This is a genomic window from Melghirimyces profundicolus (genome assembly GCF_003054245.1).
Lineage (GTDB): Bacteria > Bacillota > Bacilli > Thermoactinomycetales > DSM-45169 > Melghirimyces > Melghirimyces profundicolus.
On record NZ_QBKR01000026.1, the window covers coordinates 1 to 16,287 of the forward strand.

At 52.7% G+C, this 16,287-nt stretch carries 16 protein-coding genes and 1 pseudogene; 14 read left to right on the forward strand and 3 right to left on the reverse strand.

Going from position 1 to position 16,287, the window contains the following annotated elements; all coding sequences use genetic code 11:
* The 4 genes from C8P63_RS19390 to C8P63_RS15470 form a co-directional block, all read left to right on the forward strand.
* Window positions 1-211 (forward strand): hypothetical protein (locus tag C8P63_RS19390; protein WP_211308295.1); only part of this gene is annotated, 211 nt, incomplete at its 5' end.
* Window positions 212-378: 167 nt separating this feature from the next.
* Complete coding sequence (locus C8P63_RS15460; protein ID WP_108025554.1) at window positions 379-1,044, forward strand: haloacid dehalogenase type II; 666 nt, start codon at window positions 379-381, stop codon at window positions 1,042-1,044.
* Between the two features lie 96 nt (window positions 1,045-1,140).
* The gene (locus C8P63_RS15465; RefSeq protein ID WP_108025555.1) at window positions 1,141-2,040 is read left to right on the forward strand and encodes an LCP family glycopolymer transferase; all 900 of its coding nucleotides are present in this window, start codon (window positions 1,141-1,143) and stop codon (window positions 2,038-2,040) included.
* 173 nt (window positions 2,041-2,213) lie between these two features.
* Entirely contained in the window at window positions 2,214-2,747 is a 534-nt protein-coding gene (locus tag C8P63_RS15470) for a hypothetical protein (RefSeq protein WP_108025556.1), read from the forward strand.
* A gap of 220 nt (window positions 2,748-2,967) precedes the next feature.
* On the opposite strand, the pseudogene C8P63_RS20110 reads toward C8P63_RS15470, so the two are convergent.
* The 3 genes and pseudogenes from C8P63_RS20110 to C8P63_RS15480 all read right to left on the reverse strand — a co-directional run.
* Window positions 2,968-3,150: pseudogene (locus tag C8P63_RS20110) on the reverse strand (hypothetical protein); the annotation flags it as partial.
* Window positions 3,151-3,168: 18 nt separating this feature from the next.
* A complete protein-coding gene (locus C8P63_RS15475; RefSeq protein ID WP_108025557.1) occupies window positions 3,169-3,477 on the reverse strand; it encodes a YnfA family protein in 309 nt (102 codons plus the stop codon).
* Window positions 3,478-3,583: 106 nt separating this feature from the next.
* On the reverse strand, window positions 3,584-4,411 hold the full coding sequence (locus tag C8P63_RS15480) for an undecaprenyl-diphosphate phosphatase (protein WP_108025558.1): 828 nt from the start codon (window positions 4,409-4,411) through the stop codon (window positions 3,584-3,586).
* A 452-nt stretch (window positions 4,412-4,863) separates the two neighbouring features.
* Here C8P63_RS15480 and C8P63_RS15485 point away from each other — a divergent pair, with 452 nt between their 5' ends.
* From C8P63_RS15485 to galU, 10 genes are all read left to right on the forward strand, one after another.
* A complete protein-coding gene (locus C8P63_RS15485; RefSeq protein WP_108025559.1) occupies window positions 4,864-5,673 on the forward strand; it encodes a hypothetical protein in 810 nt (269 codons plus the stop codon).
* A 174-nt stretch (window positions 5,674-5,847) separates the two neighbouring features.
* A complete protein-coding gene (locus C8P63_RS15490) occupies window positions 5,848-6,789 on the forward strand; it encodes a DUF6454 family protein (protein WP_108025560.1) in 942 nt (313 codons plus the stop codon).
* 184 nt (window positions 6,790-6,973) lie between these two features.
* On the forward strand, window positions 6,974-8,404 hold the full coding sequence (locus C8P63_RS15495; protein WP_108025561.1) for a hypothetical protein: 1,431 nt from the start codon (window positions 6,974-6,976) through the stop codon (window positions 8,402-8,404).
* Window positions 8,405-8,671: 267 nt separating this feature from the next.
* Entirely contained in the window at window positions 8,672-10,057 is a 1,386-nt protein-coding gene (locus C8P63_RS15500; RefSeq protein ID WP_108025562.1) for a polysaccharide pyruvyl transferase family protein, read from the forward strand.
* Between the two features lie 517 nt (window positions 10,058-10,574).
* Entirely contained in the window at window positions 10,575-12,011 is a 1,437-nt protein-coding gene (locus C8P63_RS15505; protein WP_108025563.1) for a hypothetical protein, read from the forward strand.
* A gap of 159 nt (window positions 12,012-12,170) precedes the next feature.
* Window positions 12,171-13,073, forward strand: coding sequence for an LCP family glycopolymer transferase (locus tag C8P63_RS15510; RefSeq protein ID WP_108025564.1), 903 nt, complete (start codon window positions 12,171-12,173; stop codon window positions 13,071-13,073).
* Between the two features lie 118 nt (window positions 13,074-13,191).
* Window positions 13,192-13,941: a YveK family protein gene (locus C8P63_RS15515; protein WP_108025566.1), complete on the forward strand. Its 750-nt coding sequence runs from the start codon at window positions 13,192-13,194 to the stop codon at window positions 13,939-13,941.
* A complete protein-coding gene (locus C8P63_RS15520) occupies window positions 13,916-14,578 on the forward strand; it encodes a CpsD/CapB family tyrosine-protein kinase (RefSeq protein WP_245920959.1) in 663 nt (220 codons plus the stop codon). Before C8P63_RS15515 ends, C8P63_RS15520 begins: the two co-directional genes overlap by 26 nt.
* A 31-nt stretch (window positions 14,579-14,609) precedes the next feature.
* On the forward strand, window positions 14,610-15,374 hold the full coding sequence (locus C8P63_RS15525) for a tyrosine-protein phosphatase (RefSeq protein WP_108025571.1): 765 nt from the start codon (window positions 14,610-14,612) through the stop codon (window positions 15,372-15,374).
* A 20-nt stretch (window positions 15,375-15,394) separates the two neighbouring features.
* Complete coding sequence (galU, locus tag C8P63_RS15530) at window positions 15,395-16,285, forward strand: UTP--glucose-1-phosphate uridylyltransferase GalU (RefSeq protein WP_108025573.1); 891 nt, start codon at window positions 15,395-15,397, stop codon at window positions 16,283-16,285.
* Window positions 16,286-16,287 lie beyond the last annotated feature (2 nt).

Sequence of the window (16,287 nt, forward strand, 5' to 3'; positions counted from 1 at the left end):
AAGTCTCGCCTGGGTCGCTTCACTCCCCGGTCTCGCTATGCACTCACAGAGCACAAGTCTCGCCTGGGTCGCTTCACTCCCCGGTCTCGCTATGCTGTCCTGCAGAGATGCAAGCACTGTCCGCTCCGAATCATCCGGCGGCGGGCAGGGGCAAAACGCCTTCGGATGCAACACAGAGAAGCTTTTGCCCCTGAACGCCCTTGCAGGCTGATTCTCCGCCGGGCAGGACAGCAAAGTCGCTATTTTGGGTAAACGCTTTTCCTTTTCTCGAAACGAACATTCAATCACAACGCTTCTGGGCCTGGTTTACTTTCGACCCAGTGTGGAAAACGAGGAGAGGAAGAAATCCCACACCGGAATCAAAGGAGGAAACGCAGGATGTCCGACCGTTATCAAGCTGTCGTATTCGATGTGTACGGAACCCTGTTCGATGTCGATTCGCTCACCGGGCGGTGTGAAGCGGCCGCCCCCGGAAAGGGAGAGGAACTGAGCCGTCTGTGGAGGAGTAAACAGCTGGAGTACAGCTGGCTTCGTTCCCTGATGGAGGACTACCGGGATTTTCGCGGGGTGACGGAGGAGGCCCTCCGTCACGCCGACCGCCGTCTCGGCCTGGGACTGTCCGCCGGGGAGCGGGAGGACCTGCTCGCCGCCTATGCCTGCCTCCGGGTGTTCCCGGAAGTGTCCCGGGTCCTGGAACGGCTGGCGGTCACGCGGGCGGCCTTTTCCAACGGTCCCCTCTCCGCGCTCCGGCCGTTGCTGGAGAACGGGGGACTGCTTCCCCTGTTCGACGAGCTGATCAGCGTGGATGAAGCGAAGGTTTTCAAGCCTTCCCCCCGGGCCTATGCGTTGGTGCCCAACATCCTCGGTGTTTCCCGGGAGTCGATCCTTTTCGTTTCCTCCAACACATGGGACATCTCGGGAGCCGGCCGGTTCGGCTTTTCCACCGCCTGGGTCGACCGCAAGGGAGAGGTCATGGATGAGCTGGGTCACCAACCGGACTACATGCTGAAAGATTTGTGCGGAATCGAAGAAATCCTTGGGTGACGGATGAGACCCTGTGAAGGATTCTCCGGACCAAAAAAGGGTTTTGATTCCCAATTCCAGAAAATGAAAGGTATTTCAGCAGAAGGGGTCTGATCGATGAAGTGGCTGAAGATTTTTTTCATCCTGGTCCTCCTCGCAGCCGGCGGAGCGGGCGGATACGCGTACTATCTGTACGATGCGGCCCAGGATGCGGCGAAACAGATGTATGAACCGGGCAAGAAAAAACCGTCCGCTCTCCGGGACGAGGATGTTTCCGTGGAGAACCGGGACCCGATCTCCATCCTGATCCTGGGTGTGGACGAACGGGAGGGGGACCGCGGCCGCACGGACACCATGATGGTGATGACCGTCAACCCGAAAGCGGGATCCGTCCTGATGTTCAGCATCCCCCGGGACACCCGGACGGAGATCCCCGGCCGGGGGCCGGACAAGATCAACCATGCCTACGCCTACGGCGGGGTCCCCCTGGCGATGCAAACCGTGGAACGTTTCCTCCATGTCCCGATGGATTACTATGTCAAAGTGAACATGGAAGGCTTTGAGACCATCGTGGACCAGTTGGGCGGAGTCGATGTCCACAATGAGTTCGCCTTCCACCTCGAAGGGTACGACTTCCCGGAGGGGAACCTCCACTTAAACGGAGCCGAAGCCCTGAAATACTCCCGGATGCGCAAAGACGACCCCCGGGGGGACATCGGACGGGGGGAGCGCCAGCAGGAAGTGTTGACCCAGGTGATGCGGAAAGCGAAAAACCCTTCCGTCCTGACCAAGCTGTCCAGCATCCTGGAGAGCCTCGGAACCAATGTGAAGACCAATCTTTCCCCGGACGAGTTGCAGGCGATGGCCGGCGACTACCGGTCTTCCATGAACGACATCGAGCCCCTGCAGGTGAACGGGCGGGGCGAAAAACGGGGCGGGGTCTGGTACTACATCGTCCCGGAAGCGGAACGGAAGCGGATCAGCGGGGTGTTGAACCGGCAATTGGGATTGTCTTGAGCGGCTGGGCAGCCGGACCCGGCGGTTTGATGAAGGCTGAAAACCAACCGGGGCTCCCCCCGGTTTTTTCTTGCCTTTATTTCATAACAGGGTTTCTAATCAGCATCAAAAAAGGTATATAATGTAAAAGGGGGTTTTTGGATCTTCCGTCCATGGATGAAGGAGGAAGAAGGATGAAGCTTCAGACCATGCTGGTCGTCGCGGTAGCGATCGGGGCGGTGTTTACGGGGGCCGTATTTGCCGAACCCCAACATAACCCCACCGAAAAGCTCACACCCGCCGAAACCGGATCCGGGGGGAAAGAGAACCGGGCTCCTGCCGATTCCGCCCGCCAATGGTTCGCCCGGATGGACGGCAATCTGGCGAAAACCAACGAGCTCGTCCAACGCTTTGAATTTCAGTTCCCGGAATACTCCGAGTACGACCCTGAGGACGGGAAGCGGCTGCTCCGGGATCTTGACGCCCTCGAGGGGAGAATCGAAGGAACCCGGCCGCCTCCGGGACCGAAGGAGCTCCGCGTCTTCGCCGCGGGCTTCCAGGAGCTCCTCTCCGACCGGGTGGGGAAGGTCCGGTACATGATCGAACACTACATGTCCGGCGACTGGAAGCCCGCCCAAAAAACCCGGGAAGCCTTCAAGAAAGAACGGAAATTTGAGGACGGGGTGAGCCGGTATCACAAGATGAAGGAATTGTACGGCCGTGAATGAGGCGGAGTGAGCGGCCGCCGGTCCATGGGAAGGAGCTCTTCGGAGCTCTTTTTTCTTTTGAGTGTCTTTTAATTGAGGGCTATAGCGGTCCCGGTTAAGATGGGAATATGGGTGGATCCTTCAACCTTTAAGAAAAATCGGCTCCTTCATGTCGTGGAGCCGGCCCGGTTATATCCCGAACATCATTCAGAACCATCTGTCCGTCTTCAATAACGTGGCTTTAAGACGAAACTTCCTTGCGACCGATGAACCGTCCAACAAAATAACCATAAACAAGGTGAAGTACCAGTGTCGCCACAGCGATTTTGGGTGAAATGGCCAAACCAAAAATCCCCCAGCCCAGTATGGGTAAAACCATAATCTGCATCACGAGCCAAAGAATCAACCCCAAACCGAGGCCTTTTTCAACCGCCGTTTTTTTTTAATTTCGTGGTCCCCATAACATCACAGCTACACCGATGAGACAAATTCCTGATCCAATCCAGTCATAGAGGTCCGGAGTTTTCTTGTCAATTCCCCATCCCCATAGTACAGACATAATAATGAATACTCCACCGTAAGCCGCGTAGACCCGACCGAAGGAAGGGAAGGTTTGAAACGTGGCGATGACTCCGTATAAGGCCAAAGCCAGGCCGCCAGCCAGTCCCCAATAAGAGGGTTTCCCCTCTCGCAGCCAAAGCCAGATCAAATAGCCTCCCCCGATTTCCGCCAACCCGGCTATTAAAAACAAAAAAAATAGCTTGGATCATGTCACGTTATTCCCCCTGAGAAACTTGGCCGCCAGCCGCTTCAGTTCAACCCCTTTTAGTGGTTTGCTCGAGATCGGAACGGTCTTTTTATAGAAAGACAAAGTAAATGAAAGCGGCCAGCACAATACGGTATACGGCAAAAGGAACCAACTTGATTCGATTGATTAACTTTAAAAAGAAACGGATGGAGAGGAGAGCAAAGAGAAACGCGCTGATAAATCCGGCCATAAAAAATGGGAGGGCATCAATGGAAAAATATTCCCAATTCTTAAGGAGCGAAAGTCCACTGGCTCCCATCATGATCGGAACGGCCATGATAAACGTAAAATCCGATGCGGCACGGTGGCTGAGTCCCAACAGGACGCCGCCGGAAATCGTGGAACCGGAGCGGGAAAAGCCCGGCCACAGCGAGATACATTGAAAGAGACCGATCCATACTGCTTGTTTGTAAGTAATCTGATCCACCGTTTGGACTCTCGGCCTCCCTGGACGAAACCAATCGGCGGCCATCATTAAAACGGCGCCGGCAGCCAGTCCAACGGCCACGGTTTCGACGGAGAACAGATGTTCATCAATATAATCCTCAAATAGAAATCCCAGAATGGCGGCCGGCAAGAGGCCGACGACCACTTGGCTCAACTTCAAATGGGATCCCCGCGTTTCTTCCGTTCCATCCTTTTCAAGCCCCAACAGCTGTCTGAATCTTTCTTTAAACACAATCACAACCGCCAAGATCGAACCCAGTTGAATCACCACTTTAAAGGTGTTTGCCACATCCGGTGAAAATAACTGTTTGGATTGCAATAAAAGATCATCGACGACAATCATATGTCCCGTGGATGAGACCGGCGCAAACTCCGTCATTCCTTCCACCAGTCCCAAGATCGCGGCCACGAATATTTCCCACAAATTCAATCCACTCACCTTTTCTGGCTGTAAGATAGGATCGTGAGGATGAAGGAGTGATGATATTTAATCTTCATTTAAAATCCCGTTTTTTCCAGCACAAGCAGTAATCGGAGACAGCACAACAGAGACCCCCATCATTATACCAAAGGCGTGAGGGGTTCTTGATACGGAAGAGGCACATTCATTCCATGCAAGCTGGGCAATCATGATCGGCACCGACAGAACGAGGGGGATCGAGGTCAACACAACGAACAGATCCTTGGAAAGAGCTCTTCGGAGTTCTTTTTTTATTGGTTGGAGAATAACGGGTGATCGCTTTGCGAAAGGGAGGATGGGAAACGGAAGTTGCGAAGAAAAAAATGATTTTTTTTTGATAAAAAAACGACCCCAAACGTCACGAAGCGCCCGAACTGCCCAAGAACCTGGAAGTCTCCGCCGCCCCGTATTTCGATGAGGAAATGGGCTTCTACACCGGCGATATCCGAGTCAAAGGGAAAATCCCCGGCGCCAAAAAAGGCGATGACGCCTCCGGAAACTGGCGTTTCGTCCTGAAGGATGCCGAAGGACAAGTGGTGGACAAGGTCGTCAAAAAGAATAAAGAAGGCATCCGGAAAGGAGCCTGGCTGTGGGCTCCCGAGAGCGGCACTTACAAAGCCGTGGTGGTTTTCAAAGGGACTTACAACGGTCAGGAAGTGAAGCTCCGCGGATCCGCCGAAGTGACCCTGGAAGTGCCGGAGTTCTTTGAGCCGGAGCACGAAGTGATATATGAATACAAGGACGGCAAGCACGTCGTGACCGCTTCCATCTTCGAAGGCGAGCATGTGATGGGTGAGTGGATGATCGGGATCTTCGACATGGAAGGGTACCCGGTCGTGGAACCCCGATTTTCCGACTTGATGCAGGAAGGAAAATCCTTTACCGCTGAGTTTGAAGATGAGTTGGAGCCCGGTACCTACTTTGTGGGGGCTGTCTACTACGGAACGGTGGACGGTCAACCCGCTGGTTTCATCGATGACTCCACCGTCTTCGAAGTGAAAGAGCCGGGCTCCGAACCCCAACCGGGTGACGGGGAAGACAACGGGAAAGAGGACGGCAAGGAACCGGTGAAGCCGACGGAACCCAAACAAGTGATGGACACCGTCAAAAACGGCGGCAAGATGCCCAAGACCGCCACCGACTACCCGCTGGGCATGCTGGTCGGCGGCGGCATCCTGCTCCTGGGACTGGCTGCGTTGGCCATCCTCAAACTTCGCCGGACCGCCGCGTAATCCAAAATATGAGAGTTGAGAAAGGGCCCTTCGGGGTCCTTTCTTGTTTTGCGGATTTGCAAAGTTTGTATAAACCCCCGCTAAAGTTCTTTTTAAAATCGGTCCTCCGGTCTTTCCCCTGCCTTCCGGGAGACGTAAGATAATCTCTGGACAAGACGGAAGGAGGAGACATCCTTGAAAAAAATCATCTGTTCCCTCAGTGTGCTTCTGCTGTTGGGTACCGTCACCACGGCACTCGTCGTCGGTCAGCCGGGCACGGTCGGGACCCAGGGACTGGATGCGACGGATACATTCAAAGAACTTTCCCGGAATACCCAATGGCAGCAGAAAGAACAGATCGACCTCCAGTTTGACGCGCATCACCCGCAGGGGATGACCCGGATCGGGGATCTCTTTTACATGTCTTCCGTGGAGATCATCGAAAAGCCGGAGAAATACGACCAACCCCGAAACGGATATGACCGGACTCCCGGCAAAGGGGTCGGACACCTGTTCGTCTTCGACAAAACGGGCAAGCTGGTGAAAGACATTGAGTTGGGGGAAGGCCACATGTACCACCCGGGCGGGATTGCCTACGACGGGAAGTCCATCTGGGTGCCGGTGGCGGAGTACCGCCCCGACAGCCGGTCCATCATGTATCAAGTGGATCCCGACACCCTGAAGGCGGAGGAAGCGTTCCGGGTGGATGACCACATCGGCGGAGTGTCCCGTGACAGTGAAAACGGGAAGCTGACAGGGGTCAGCTGGGGTTCCCGCCATTTCTACCAATGGAACGAACAGGGGAAAACCCTTAGGATGAAGACGAACCCGAGTCATTTCATCGACTATCAGGACTGTGAAAGCGCGGGACAGGGAAAAGCGATCTGCAGCGGGATCTCGGAACTCCCGAACCCCGAAGGTTCGAAGCCCTATGAACTGGGTGGGCTGGCCCTGCTCGACACCGCCACCCTGGATCTGCTTCACGAAGTTCCCGTGACGGAGTTTTCCGCCAAAGGACACGTCGCCACCCGGAACCCGGCCTTCCTGGAGAACACCGATCAGGGCATGCGCCTCTACGCCGTTCCGGACGATGATGAAGCCTCACTGCTGGTCTATGAAACACAGAACGAAGAGTAACCCCACCCGAAACTCACAAGCCGCTTGGACAGCGGCTTTTTTTTGTGGATACCTGTTTTTCCGCAAATCAGACATAAAAGTTAAATTATTTCACCAAATCGACTCAAAAATCGGAACCCTCTTACGAATAACTCCAATGGGGACAAAAATTCCCGGAAGAAAAATCTGAAGGGGGAAAAATAACGTGAGGAAACACAGTCGACGCATCGCTCTTGCCTGGCTGTTCGTCTTCACCATGGCCATGGTGATTTCGCCCTTCCAGGCGGTGGCTCATGACAAACACAACATTCAACTGGAGGTGACTACTGACGAATCCAGTATCACGGCTGATGCCGAGGTGATTAGCGGGGGGACTACTCCTACGGCGTTGGATGGAAAGTGGCGTTTTAATCTGATCAGTCATGAGACGAATGACAAAGCGACTGATCCCGGGAAATACGATGTGGATTATACGGACGAGACTGTTTCCCAGTCCCACACCTTTGAAACATTAGAACTGGAACCGGGGGACTACCAGGTTGTGGCCCGCTTTATGGGAAAGATCAAACACGGTGAAGATGAGAAGGTGGATCACGAACTGAGGGCCGAGTTTGACGTCACCATCCCTCCCGCCGATGATGGTGGTAACGGTGGTGACCAAGATGGAGACAGTGGAGCGACCGGCGGTGATGATGACGGCTCCACTGGTGGCGATGGGACCGGCGGCGATCAGAGTGACGGCGGCGAGGTCCCCCGGAATGTCAACATTGATGTGACGGTTACCTCCATCGATACCGAAGCCGGTATTCTGGAGAGCCATGTGGATGCTGAGCTGAAACTCGCCCAATCTCAATCTGCAGATGGATCCGGTATTAAAGGCGATTGGACCTTTAAAGCCACCAAGAAATCCGACGATTCTCTGGTGGACGAGAAGACATTACCGGACCAAGAAGGGCCCAAAGCTGACACAGCGTTGGATGTGACTGAGCCTGGAGAGTATCTCATTCAAGTTACGTTTGACGGAACAGTGGACGGAGAAGAAGTTCACGGTGAAGGTAACAAAGATTACGAAATCACCGAACCTGGCGAACCGACCGACCCCCCGACGCCGGGAGACGAAAAATTGAAGACAGGCTATTCCTACAAAGATGGCAAACATATTCTTCAAACCACCATGCTGAATGCCGAAATGGCAAAAGGCAATTGGGGAATTGCCATCGCCCACGAAACAGCTCAGTCTGAAGACGACATTCTCTACAAATATGTTGAAGATCATGAAGGTGTCATTGCCGAATGGGAATTCGACAAGCTTAAGCCGGGTCATTATTACGGAGTCTCCGTGTTTGAAGGAGAAGCAGACGGGGAAATCACGGCACTCTACGAGGAATTTGAATTTGTTGTTGAGGAAGACGGCACAATTACTCCCGATCCTGATAACGGGGATAAAGACAATGGCGGCAAGATGGATCCCGATGAAGGGAAAAAAGCCATCGAAGACATCAAAGGCGGTAAAATGCCCGATACCGCCGCGGAGCAGCCGACCTACATGCTCTACGGTGGCATCGTCACCGCTCTCGGCCTCCTCATTCTCGGCATTGTCTACCGGCGGAAACTCTTCTCCGTCTTCGGAAACTAAAGTTTCTCCACTCCTCAACCCCGGTGGGAATCACCGGGGTTTTTTGATTTCTGGATAAGGCATGGATGGCTCAAAAGTTAAATGGTGACATAAATCAACATTTATTTAATTTTGTGGACAGGAAATCAGATTGTCTGACGAATAACTATATATGGGGTTCAACATTTTGCATTTAACATTTGTCTGGGGTCTAATGGGTTCAGGATAACCACACTATTTTATACCCTCATATTCTGTTTTGTGTTTTAGAAAGGGGAAGTTCTTAAAATGAAGAACATTATCATTCGATCAGGTATGTCCCCGTTCGATAAATTCGATGTACCGCACATACTGCTGAACAATTCCATTGGAGGCAACGTAGGGAACCTTGTTTACCAATACAGTGTTTTCCGCACACTGATGACGGAAGGAACGACGATTACACCTGATTATTATGATTTCGATCCAAATCGTGCCGACGAAATCAACGAAAAGTATGATATGTATGTCATCCCGTTGGCTGATGCTTTCCGTGAACAGTTTGTGCCTTCACTGCGCAAGTATACAAAACTGATCAAAAAGCTGAAGATTCCTGTGGTTGTCATTGGTGTTGGACTCCGCGCACCTTTTGAGCCCAAATTAGATGAAGGATTCCCATTTGACCAAGACGTGAAAGACTTTGTCAGCGCTGTTCTGGAGAAGTCAAACATGATGGGTCTTCGTGGGGAAATCACGTCTAAATACCTGACCCGATTAGGTTTCCGTGAAGGAGTGGACCATGAGGTGATTGGCTGCCCTTCCATGTATTCCTTCGGCAGGGACTTGAAGATACGAGAAACAAATATCACAAAGGATTCAATTGTCAGCGTGAACTCTTCACGCCTGTCTCCAAAAAATGTCTTGGACTTCATTACAAGAAGCATGGAAGAATATCCAAATCACTACTTCATCCCGCAATGGATGAAAGAGCTGCAACTGACGTATACAGGATATCCACCCATCGCTCAATCCAGCGACAATTATCCTGTCAAAATGTCGGATCCGATATATATGAATAACAGAGTCATTTATCCTCTGAACGTGGACACATGGCTTGACTTCTTAAGATCAGCTGATTTAAGCTTTGGTGCCAGATTACACGGAAATATTACAGCAACCATTGTTGGGACTCCCAGCATCCTGATTCCAAAAGATGCCCGTATGAGGGAGCTGGCTGAATATCACCAATTGACTCACGTAATGGCAAATGAGATTACAGATCAGACCCGACTTGGCGACCTGATTGAGAAGGTTGATTTCCAATCACCGACCCGAAGACAGGCACAGAACTTTGATCATTTTGTAAACTTCCTTAACAAGAATAACCTCGATCATATTTATAAAGAGGATCTCGATCCATCCAATGTCCCGTTTGACAAGAAGATTAAAACGGTTGACCCGCTTCCGCCTGTTACTCCGATCAGCGGTCTCAGCATGGAGGAAATCGTGGAACGCTGGGAAACTTACCACCGGATTGAAGAAGCGAAAAAGGCTAAGCGTGGCAAAAAAGTGAAAGAGCTGGAGAAAAAGCTGGCTGAAAAAGATAAAAAAATCAAAAAGATGCAGGGTACTTTAAATCGAAAATCAGTACGCCTCGCTTTGAAAACGGCTAATTTGTTGGCTTTCAAGAAATAGCCAATAAATAACGGGGATAAAGAAAATGGCGACAAGGTGGATCCCGATGAAGGGGAAAAAGCCATCAAGCCGACCGACATGCTCTACGGCGGCATCGTCACCTCTCGGCCTCCTGATTCTCGGCTTTGTCTACCGGCGAAACGCTTCTCCGTCTTCGGAAACTGAAGTTTCTCCATATCCTTAACCCCGGTGGGAACACCGGGATTTTTGTGTGCGGAGATCCTTCCGAGGCAATGGTTTAGAAGCGTTGTGATTGATGGTCAGGCTTAGAAGAAGGGAAGCATTTACCCAAAAGCTCTGTGAGTGCAGTCGGAGCGGCTTCGGGTAAATGCTGCCGCTCGCTTTTAGTCCTTAGTCAGGATCTTTTATTACATCCTAAGATATATTTTTCCGAAAAAACGATCCGAAAATCCATTTTTCCATAAAAAACGACACAAAACCGAAAAGCCCTGACGAACAATCACATTGAGGGAATATTTTCCCTTTTAATCTATCGATTTGAAAGGGAGGTGAATTTGTGGGAAATCGGATTCGTCGCATGACATCGGCCTGGTTGTTGATCTTCCTCATCAGTCTCATTCTTACACCGTTCCAGGCTGTGGCTCATGACAAAGAAGAAGATCCGGACAACGTCCATTATTTGGAAATGACGGTGGAAAAGCCGGATGAAACAACGGTGGAAATCATCGGTGAACTGAAAGGCGGGGACTCTGACGCCGTATCAGCCTCCGGCACCTGGTCCTTCCAACTGATCAAAGACGGAGAACCCATGGGAGAAGCCCACAGAGTTCCGGCAAACGGGGATGCGGACAGTTTGTCTGCCGAAGCGTCTTTTAACGACCTGGAGCCCGGCGTTTACAAAGGGGAAGTTCATTTCTCCGGCACGGTGGTGAACCTGAAAGGGGAAGAAACCGAACGCCACGAGCTCACCGGGGTCACCGATGAAATCATCATCGCCGACCCGACCGCTGTCCATCCGGGAGGGATCACGGATGGGGAAGACGGCGAGGAACCCGGCCCTGAAGGGGAAAGCCCCGTCGGAGAGGATACCGATGCAACCGGGGATAAAGGTGATTCAAACGAAGAATCGACCGAACCCCTCCCCATCGAAGTGACCGTCGTTCCGCTGGACTCCGAAGATGCCGTGCAGAGGACTCAGGTGAAGGGGAGCCTGGTCGTGCCCGAGGGCGTCAAAGTCCAGGGAACATGGACCTTCAAAGCCACGGATAAAGCGGATGGTTCCACGGTGGATGAAAAAACCGAATCCGATGTGGAAGGCCCCGAAGGAACGACCCAACTGGATGTAACGGAGGCCGGGGAATATGTCATCGAGGTTTCCTTTGAAGGTTCGGTGGATGGAGGACAAGTGACGGGGGAAGGTTCTTTTCATTACTTGCTCCCGGAAGAACCGGACGCTCCTTATCCCGGAGATGAGGAACTGAAAACGGGTTACTCCCACAAGGACGGCAAGCACATCCTGCAAACCACCATGTTGAATGCGGAAACCGCGAAAGGGACCTGGGGGATCGCTTTTATCCATGAGAAGGACATCGATCACCCGGATCGAGCGAAGGGGGATTACCGTCCCAACCACGAAGGTGTCATGGCCGAGTGGGAATTCGACGAACTGAAACCCGGTCATTATACAGGAGTCGCCATATTTGAAGGGAAAGCAGACGGGGAAATCACGGCACTCTACGAAAAATTTGAATTCATCGTCAAAGAAGACGGCACCATCACACCGGGCCCCGACAGCGGGACTCCGAACCACGGCGGGAAACTGGACCCCGATGAAGGGAAAAAAGCGATTGCAGACATCATAGGCGGCAAGATGCCCGACACCGCAGCCGATCAACCGACTTACATGCTGTACGGCGGAGCGGCGACCGCCGCAGGTCTGGTGCTCCTCGGATTCGTCTGTCGCCGGAAAATCTTTTCCCCGTCCGGAAACTGAGGGAAATCGAGAGCCCCGGTGACTGAAACCGGGGCTTTTTCGTACATTTAACAAATTTTTTCTCAAAGACAGCCAAAAACGGACAAAAAACCAAACCAATCTACGAATAACTAATAATAGAAACAGAGGAAAAACCGATATGATAAGGAGATCGGAATCATGAAGTGGTTCAAGATCATCTCCATCATCATGCTGGTCGCCGCCGGCGGGGCGGGGGGTTACGCCTACTACCTTTACGACACCGTGAAAGACACCGCATCTCAAATCTACGAACCGATCAAAGAGAAAAAATCGGACCTTCGGAAAGAAGAAATCTCCGTGGAGAGACACGATCCGATCTCCATCCTGATCATGGGGGTGGACAAGCGGGGAAACGACCGGGGCCGCAGTGACTCCATGGTGGTTCTCACCGTGAATCCCCGGACCGACTCCACCCTGATGTTCAACATTCCCCGGGACACCCGGACGAAAATCGTGGGGAAGGGTATCCAGGACAAGATCAACCATGCCTATGCGTTCGGCGGGGTCCCCATGACGATGAAGACCGTGGAAAACTTTCTCCAGGTGCCCATCGACTACTACGTGAAGGTGGACATGGAAGGGTTCGCCCAAATCATTGACACCTTAGGCGGGGTGGATGTACATAACCAATTTGCCTTTCACTATGAGGGTTACTCTTTCCCCGAAGGGGCTCTCCACCTGAACGGAGTGAAGGCACTCAAATACTCCCGGATGCGCTATGACGATCCGAGAGGGGACTTGGGAAGGAACGAACGCCAGCGACAGGTGCTCCGGGCGGTGATGGACAAGGCGGCTTCCCCCTCCATCCTGGCCGATCTGACGGAGATCCTACGGAGTCTCGGCAGCAGTGTGAAAACCAATATCTCTCCCGATGAATTACAGAAGATGAGCCGGGACTACCGCACGGCCGTCCAAAACGTGAACACCATCGAAATCAAGGGAAGCGGCACCAAGATCAGCGGGATTTACTACTACATCGTTTCCGAACAGGAGAGAAACCGGATCAGCGAAGCAATGAACAATCAATTGGGGTTGAAATAAAAAAATAGTTTCATTGGTCAAAAATGACACAAAAGTCAAATCTATTAACGAATAACGGTTAATAGGGGATAAAACATGGTATTGACATTATCACGGTGACAGAGGAGCTTTGTTTTCCATGGAAAAAGAAATCGAGCTTTCCGAGCTGTGGAGAATTGTAAAGCAACGCTTAAAAATGATCTTTTTTCTTATGGTCCTCTTTGTGACTGCCACCGGGTCGCTCTGTTTCTTCGTTCTTCCCCAAAAGTATGAAGCGACAGCGACCATCCTGGTGCAGGTGACGGAATCGGACCAGAACTCATTCAATAATGTGATGGCCAATCAGAAACTCGTCAAAACCTATGGGGATATCATCAAGAGCCGCCAGGTGGCGGATGCGGTGATTCAAAACCTGGGTCTGAACATGAAGACGGAAGAGTTGCTCGACCGGGTGGAAGTTTCCGCCCCCAGCGAATCCCTGGTCACCTCCATCACCGTGACCGACGAGAGCCCGTCCATGGCGGCCAAGATCGCCAACGGTTTCGCGGCGACCTTTCATCAAAAAATCCAAATGATTATGAAGGTGGATAATGTTTCGATCTTGGACCGGGCCAAAGTGGGCCCCAGTCCGGAACCGGTTTTCCCTAAGCCGTATCTATTTATGGGAGCGGCGGCGGTCATTGGCATGATGGTGGGAATCGCGCTGGCGTTCCTGTTCGACTACATGGATAAGTCCGTCAAGACGGAGGAACAGGTGGAACAAATCCTCGGCGTGCCGGTTTTGGGGGCCATCGCCGATTTTGAAAAGATGAAGATCAACCCCGGGTCCCTGCGAGTGGACAAGAGAGGAAGGAGGTCTGCCCGTGAGGTCCGAGGAAGCGTCAGCTAAACTGATCAGCCATTACGATCCCAAGTCTCCCATCTCCGAGTCCTTCCGGACCTTGCGGACCAACATTCAGTTTGCCGGCATCAACAGGGAGATCAAGTCCATCATGGTGACCTCCGCCGGGCCGGGGGAAGGGAAGTCCACAGTCATTTCCAACCTGGCGATCACCATGGCCCAGGCCCGCAATCAGGTTTTGCTCATCGATGCCGATCTTCGCAAACCTTCGTTACATGATACGTTTCAGTTGACCAGCCGGAAAGGGCTGACCGATCTCCTGATCAGCCAGGCGAACCTGGATCAGGTGGTATGTGAAGGAACCGATGTTTTCTTGGACATCATCCCGGCGGGGAAGACGCCGCCCAATCCGGCCGACCTGCTGGGGTCCCGAAGGATGAAGGAACTGCTGGAGGAGTTCAGGACGCTGTACGATATCATCCTGATCGACGCTCCTCCGACCCTCGCGGTGACCGATCCGCAGCTGTTGGCCAACTGTGTGGACGGAGTCCTGCTGGTGATGAAGAGTGGTGGTACACACCGGGAAGATGCCAAAAAAGCGAAAGCTCTCCTCGACCATGTGGGGGCCAATATCATCGGGGCAGTCCTGAACAGCAAGAAGGTTGAAACGATGGCCTACTACTGAATATCCTGCTTCGAAAAGAGGGTTAGAGTCTATGATCGACCTCCATTGCCATATCCTCCCGGAGATCGACGACGGTGCCCAGACCGTGGATGAAGCTTTGCAGATGGCTTGGCACGCCGCCAGGGACGGGATCACGGACATGATCTGCACCCCCCACAGCTATGACGGAATGTATAGGAACCCACTGGAGGATGTGTTGAGAGACGTCCACCGTTTTCAGGATCTGTTGAAAAAGAGAAGGATCCCCCTCCGGGTTCACCCGGGCACGGAGATCCACATCCATCCCGATCTGGTGGACCACGTCATGAACTTCCAGGCCCTGACCTGCAACCAGACGCACTATGTACTTGTGGAACTGCCCGCTCACCATATTCCGACCTATACCGATGACGTACTTTACGAAATGAAGGGGAACGGACTGGTGCCAGTCATTGCCCACCCGGAGCGGAACGTCGTATTGCATGAAAATCCGGAAATCCTGGCGGAATGGATCGAAAAAGGGGCCATCGCCCAGCTGACGGCGGGGTGTCTGACCGGAGAAAAAGGAGAGAGGTTAAGAGCGGTGGCGGAGGACATGATTCAAAACCACTTGGTTCACGTCATTGCAACCGATGCCCACAACATGACGAAGAGACGGCCGGAGCTCCGGGAGGCGTATGACCGGATCTCCCAACGGTTCAGCTTCGAAGAAGCCAAGCGGTTTATGTACAATTCCCATGCGGTTTTGAAAGGAAAAGAGTGTGTCGTGGACCCGCCGGTGGTCACACCCAAGAAAAAGAAATGGGTCATATTTTGAACAGAAATGAGGGGTGTCAGATGAAACAAGTCAGAAAAGCGATCATCCCGGCGGCGGGACTGGGGACCCGCTTTCTTCCCGCCACCAAAGCCATGCCGAAGGAAATGCTCCCGATCGTGGACAAGCCCACCATCCAGTACATCGTCGAAGAAGCGGTCCAGTCCGGGATCGAGGAAATCGTCATCGTCACCGGCCGCAGCAAACGGGCGATCGAGGATCACTTTGACAAGAACTATGAGCTGGAATCCAACCTGGTGGAAAAAAAGAAGGATGACCTCTATAAGATGGTGCAGGACATCAACAATCTGGTGAACATCTACTATGTCCGCCAACAGCAGGCCCTCGGCCTGGGTCACGCCATCTGGTGCGCCCGCGGGTTTATCGGAAACGAACCCTTCGCCGTCCTCCTCGGGGACATGATCATCGACGGCGAAGTCCCCTGTCTGCGGCAGATGATCGAGGTTTACAACAGACATCAGTCCAATGTGGTGGCGGTAAAGCCCGTGGACTGGGAGGAAGTGGGCAAATACGGGGTGATTGACGGGCATAAGGTGGACTTCAAGGTAAACCGGATCCGAAACTTGGTGGAAAAGCCCAAGCACAATCCCCCGTCGAACTTGGCCATTATGGGTCGCTACATTCTGGAACCGGAGGTCTTCGACATCCTCGCGGAGACCAAACCGGGGGTCGGCGGCGAGATCCAACTGACCGACGCCATGCAGGAACTGGCCCAACAGCAACCGATGTACAGCTACGCCTTCGAAGGGACCATCTATGATGTGGGAAGCAAGCTGGGCTTCCTGGAAGCCACCATCCAGTTCGCCTTGAAGAACCAGGAGCTGGGGGACCACTTCCGCGAGTACCTGAAGATGCTGAAGGAGAAAAAGGACTCATCCAAAATTATCGTGTGACG

Excerpts from the sequence above, each read along its gene's own strand:
- C8P63_RS15460 (WP_108025554.1), top strand. The coding sequence starts at position 379 with ATGTCCGACCGTTATCAAGCTGTCGTATTCGATGTGTACGGAACCCTG.
- C8P63_RS15465 (WP_108025555.1), top strand. The coding sequence starts at position 1,141 with ATGAAGTGGCTGAAGATTTTTTTCATCCTGGTCCTCCTCGCAGCCGGC.
- C8P63_RS15470 (WP_108025556.1), top strand. The coding sequence starts at position 2,214 with ATGAAGCTTCAGACCATGCTGGTCGTCGCGGTAGCGATCGGGGCGGTG.
- C8P63_RS15485 (WP_108025559.1), top strand. The coding sequence starts at position 4,864 with ATGGGCTTCTACACCGGCGATATCCGAGTCAAAGGGAAAATCCCCGGC.
- C8P63_RS15500 (WP_108025562.1), top strand. The coding sequence starts at position 8,672 with ATGAAGAACATTATCATTCGATCAGGTATGTCCCCGTTCGATAAATTC.
- C8P63_RS15510 (WP_108025564.1), top strand. The coding sequence starts at position 12,171 with ATGAAGTGGTTCAAGATCATCTCCATCATCATGCTGGTCGCCGCCGGC.
- C8P63_RS15515 (WP_108025566.1), top strand. The coding sequence starts at position 13,192 with ATGGAAAAAGAAATCGAGCTTTCCGAGCTGTGGAGAATTGTAAAGCAA.
- C8P63_RS15525 (WP_108025571.1), top strand. The coding sequence starts at position 14,610 with ATGATCGACCTCCATTGCCATATCCTCCCGGAGATCGACGACGGTGCC.
- galU (WP_108025573.1), top strand. The coding sequence starts at position 15,395 with ATGAAACAAGTCAGAAAAGCGATCATCCCGGCGGCGGGACTGGGGACC.